Origin of the sequence: Paraburkholderia podalyriae (genome assembly GCF_014397785.1) — a bacterium.
Classification (GTDB): domain Bacteria; phylum Pseudomonadota; class Gammaproteobacteria; order Burkholderiales; family Burkholderiaceae; genus Paraburkholderia; species Paraburkholderia podalyriae.
In genome coordinates this window covers 1-4,586 of record NZ_VZQQ01000150.1, presented here as the reverse complement: position 1 = coordinate 4,586, position 4,586 = coordinate 1, and the positions used below count along the sequence as shown (strand labels likewise).

Genomic DNA, 4,586 nt, shown 5'->3' with positions numbered 1-4,586 from the left:
CATACGTGCGATGGGGATGCGTACGGCTCGCTGCGTTCGACATGGCTGACTGTCTCCATCAAGCTGAACGCGCCCATCATGCGTCGAAATATTCAGCAGTGAGAAACGGTCGTGCCGAGTCGCTTACGGTGATTCATGACGAAACGAGCATTAGCCGTGGCGCGGGCCTTATTCACGAGTTCACTCATGCACTGGCCGGGACGATAGACGTCGACCAGGCATTTATGCCAGGCCGATGCTGGGCGCTCGCAAAGGATAGGGATTTCGGACCGCGCGTGCTCGCCAATGCGCAGAGTTATGCATCGTTCGTTGAGGACGCATTCGGCTGACGGTTGCGCAGTCGACCGCATTCAGCCGCCCGCTGTTTGGATGGCTGAGAAGGGGCCCTTATGCACTTTTGAGCGGCGCATCGAGCGGGTCTCCCGCCTTCAGGCGATCAAGCGAACGGCCAGCGCTTAGTGCACCTTCCGTTCCATTGATCGCGGGCCCCTCACTGTTACAGCAAAGGCGTAAGCACCTGGTCAGATAGAACGAGGCTTCGGCGTCGTCAGCACAACGCTGTGATATCGCGAATTGGGTGCAGTGCCAGACTATTCGTCATCGTCCCCGTGATGATGATGATGATGCTCCCAGCCACTATGCCAACCATGGTCATGGTGCCAGTGCCTGTCACGGTCGTCGTTGTATTAGTACCCATAGCCATATGTGTAGCTCTAGTTGGCAGATAAACGTGAAGTGTCAGCCTGGTAACCGTTTGTAAGGCGCTGTGCCCTCCGGTTCTCTGCGTGCTTACGAAGCACTCAGCGAATCGCCATAGACACGAACACGCTCACCAATCTGAACGGTAGGCTGCGTGTCGTAGTTGAAGTTTCGATAACTGCCATCCTGCATTCTGACTTGCACCTGGTAGGTGGCATCTTTGCGTACGGCATGTTCGATACCGTTACCGGCAAGGCCACCGCCAACTGCACCCGCTATCGTCGCCAGAACACGGCCGCGCCCTTGACCAACCTGATTGCCCAGCAGCCCGCCTGCCACCGCACCGCCTACGGCCCCGAGCCCGGTGGTCGGCTCTTGCGTTTGGACTGCGTTGACCGCGACGACTTCACCTGCATTAGGGTCGACGGCAGCCGGTCGAGGTGGCGGCTGGGTGGCATCACGGTAAATATCGTCGTGCGCGTACGGGGGCGCTGGCGACGACGCACTGCTATGGTGGTGATGAACGTGGGGTTCGCTCACCGTGTCGGTCCGCGTGCCTTGTTGCTCCGCATACGGTTGAGCCGAGTCGAGCGGGCGTGCTGGCTGGCTGGACGGCGACCGCTGCAGTTTGCGACAGCGCCGGCGTTGCCGCCCGGGATATCGGAAGCAGACAGGTCATTGCGGCGATGCCGGTGCCGCTGGCGAGAATCACAGCAACGGCAACTCCGGCGACCAGAGGATGAATGCGGCTGTGTGGGGACGAATCGGAAGGCAGGTTTGTGTTCATTGCTGGCTCCATGGTATGTGCCTGCAAGAACGCCAATGCCATCAAACCGGTGGATCCTGCTATTGTGAGATTTGTAAGCGGTTGTCGCTCGCCGGGACGCGTTGGCATCACCCGCTCCAACGGGCCACGATGCGTCACGCGCCTGCAAGCGATCCGCGTGCGGTGCGTGCCTCCGGTAGAGTCGTGAAAGGGAAAAGTGCTTCGGCTGCTGTAGACCGCATTCGGCAGTAGCCGGCCATTTTCGGCCACTCGACCTCGAAGGCTAAATCGTCGACGATCTGCTCGGCTGTGGGCTGGGGGTGCCAATGACTTGAGCCGCGCGGCCGGCGGACTTAGAACGTTTGAGGCACGTCGGCTCTGGTAATCATATAGGCGGCCCCCCTCCGTTCGACTCGAACGGCTGGCATATCGGAGGTGCGAACACCGACGTGACGCACAGGAGGCCGGCTATATGATTATCAGAGCCCGCAGGAGTGCTCCGGATATCCGGAAAAACCGGCCTCGAATCATCCGGAGATCCGGACATCGTCCAGTCCGTGAACGGAGTGGCTTTGCTCGGGAGGGCTGTGTCAGTTGCTTATGAAGCGCATCCCATGCGCGCCCGGCACGCCAGCAACGATGGTCGTGAACTTGCCGGTCGAGTAATCCATCGCGAGAAGCGAATCCGTGACGCTACCTGAGGTGCTGTAGCCCTGGTTTGCGGGGAACGCGCCACCCTTGTAATCGACGCGGTAGATGTTGTTCGACACATCGTTGTCGGTGAAAAGAATGAACGACCTTCCCGTCGGCGGAGCGAAACGCGTATCGTCGACTTTGAACGGCGTTCCATTCAAGGTACGGTCAAGTACCGACACGCTCTGTTGCGGCGTTCCAATGTTACCGATCGTGATGAGCGAGTGGCCCGCCTGATCGTCCAGGATGACATTGCCTGCCGGGTCCAGGCCGAGCGAATCAGGATCGAGCACGTTCAACATGCGCGGCGCGCCTGTCAACTTATCCACAGCTGCTCCATTGCCGAGCAGCGTGTAAGCGGCAGCGGTCGTCGTTGCAGAGTCGCCGTCGAGATCAAAGTGTTGTCCATCGGGATCGATCGTAAGCCGTGCGATAACCGGGAACGGGTTGGCATTCGGTCCGGGCGGCGTGGCATTGTGCGCAGCGGTCTTGAATTCGCCCGACAGCGTCACATACACGCTGCCGTTCACCATGACCATATCGTCCAGACCGCCGGTGCCGTCGCTCCCTCCCGATTGCGGCATGAGCGTCTTGTTGTACGTGTAGGAAGAGACCGTGCCCGCGGTCACCTTGATCACGGACACCACGGGGTTGCCGTCTTCGTTTGAGCTCGCCCAGATGGTATTGGAGTCGACCGTCACTAGACCATCGACATGCCCTTTCACGGCGAACGTCTTCAATAGGTTTCCATTCAGGTCATATTGGATGACTTCCCCGGTCGTCTTGCCGGATGCCACTCGTTTGCCGGCAGAATCCTGATCGTCCTGATAGCCGACGAAGACACTTTGCCCGTCAGCTGAGACCGTCATATCGTCAGGGAGTGACGACGTTGACGGGCCATGCGCAAACACCGAGATATTGTAGTTCGGGTCCAGTGACTTGACGCCCGCCGGTAGCGCTATGGCCGTAGAGGGCTGGACGCGGCCGCTGTCAGGAGAGACGCTTCCACCGCAAGCAGTCAGGGACAAACTCGCGGCAACCGCAAGTGAAGTCAAGGCTAAACGCATCAAGCACTCCTATATTAAAAAGGCTGGGCGGTTTCAAAGGTGAAGCGCAACAGCGGGTTAATGAACTGAACCTTACGTGCCGAAGGCGGCAGTGTCTTGCCGATGAGCAGCACCTGATGTTAACCTTCATTGATTTCCCGGGAATGACAGTTCTTTCGATTTAGATTACGTTTTGCTCACCTCAACTTCTTGCACTGCGAGGTCCGCTCAATGAGCCTGCCGCTATCTCGCTCCGCAAGTCGGATGAGATCCGTCGCTTACCTCGCTCCTAGCGGTACGGTCAACTTGTTGTAGTGAGGCAGAGGTGGCGCCGAGAATCCGGACAGGTCGGTAAGTGGAAAAGCTGGGACGTGAGTCGGTCATAATGGCCGGCAACAAGGAACCAGAAGATGACGAAACGCAACCGACGGACACACTCACCGGCGTTCAAGGCAAAGGTGGCACTCGCGGCGCTCAAGGGCGACAAGACGCTGGCCGAACTGGCCCAGCAGTTTGATGTGCATCCGAACCAGATCACGACTGGAAGAAGCAACTGCAAGAGCGTGTTGCCGAAGTGTTCGAGACGGGCCAGACATCGGCCGAGCCCCCGGTCGATGTGAAGGCGTTGCACGCGAAGATCGGGCAATTGACTCTGGAGAACGATTTTTTGGAAAGCGCGCTCGGCAAGGCGGGATTGCTGAGCGTAAAGCGATGATTGATCGCGAGCACGCATTGCCGGTGAGCCGGCAGGTGCGGCTGGTGGGCAGTGCCCGTTCAAGCGCCTACAACCAACCGCACCCGGTCAGCGAGGCCGATCAGGAGCTGATGCGGCGGCTCGATGAATTGCATCTGGAGTTCCCGTTTGCCGGTGCACGAATGTTGGTTCGCCTGCTCAAACGCGAAGCTATCAGGGTCGGGCGCAAACACGTCGGCACTCTGATGAAGCGCATGGGCATTGAGGCGCTGTACTGCAAGCCGAACACGAGCCGCCGTCATGCGAAGCACAAGATCTGGCCTTATCTGTTGCGGGGCATGACGATCAATCGGGCAAACCAGGTCTGGGCACTGGATACGAGCTATATTCCGATGGCGCGCGGCTTCTCGTCTATCTGACCGCCGTGGTGGACTGGGCCAGCCGAAAGGTACTGGCCCACCGCGTGGCGATTACGATGGAAGCGCTGCACGCTGTCGAGGCGTTGGAAGAAGCGTTTGCGAAATACGGGCAACCTGAAATCGTCAACACCGACCAGGGCAGCCAGTTCACCGCGACAGCGTTCACCGACGCCGTGCTCAGCAGGGGCATCCGCCTGTCCATGGATGGCAAAGGCGCCTGGCGCGACAACGTATTCGTCGAACGCGTGTGGCGCAGCGTGAAATATGAA

The 4,586-nt window shown here is 59.1% G+C and carries 2 protein-coding genes and 2 pseudogenes; 2 read left to right on the top strand and 2 right to left on the bottom strand.

Annotation, left to right across the window (positions count from 1 at the left end; all coding sequences use genetic code 11):
* A partial coding sequence (locus F6X42_RS43650; protein WP_222945921.1) for a M35 family metalloendopeptidase occupies positions 1-329 on the top strand: 329 nt, incomplete at its 5' end.
* Between the two features lie 460 nt (positions 330-789).
* Here F6X42_RS43650 and F6X42_RS41725 read toward each other — a convergent pair.
* Together F6X42_RS41725 and F6X42_RS41720 are read right to left on the bottom strand one after the other, a co-directional pair.
* A pseudogene (locus F6X42_RS41725) lies at positions 790-1,486 on the bottom strand (glycine zipper 2TM domain-containing protein).
* Between the two features lie 569 nt (positions 1,487-2,055).
* On the bottom strand, positions 2,056-3,225 hold the full coding sequence (locus F6X42_RS41720) for a hypothetical protein (RefSeq protein ID WP_187639597.1): 1,170 nt from the start codon (positions 3,223-3,225) through the stop codon (positions 2,056-2,058).
* A gap of 389 nt (positions 3,226-3,614) precedes the next feature.
* On the opposite strand from F6X42_RS41720, the pseudogene F6X42_RS45045 reads away from it, so the two are divergent.
* A pseudogene (locus F6X42_RS45045) lies at positions 3,615-4,586 on the top strand (IS3 family transposase); the annotation flags it as partial.

Excerpts from the sequence above, each read along its gene's own strand:
- F6X42_RS41720 (WP_187639597.1), bottom strand. The coding sequence starts at position 3,225 with ATGCGTTTAGCCTTGACTTCACTTGCGGTTGCCGCGAGTTTGTCCCTG.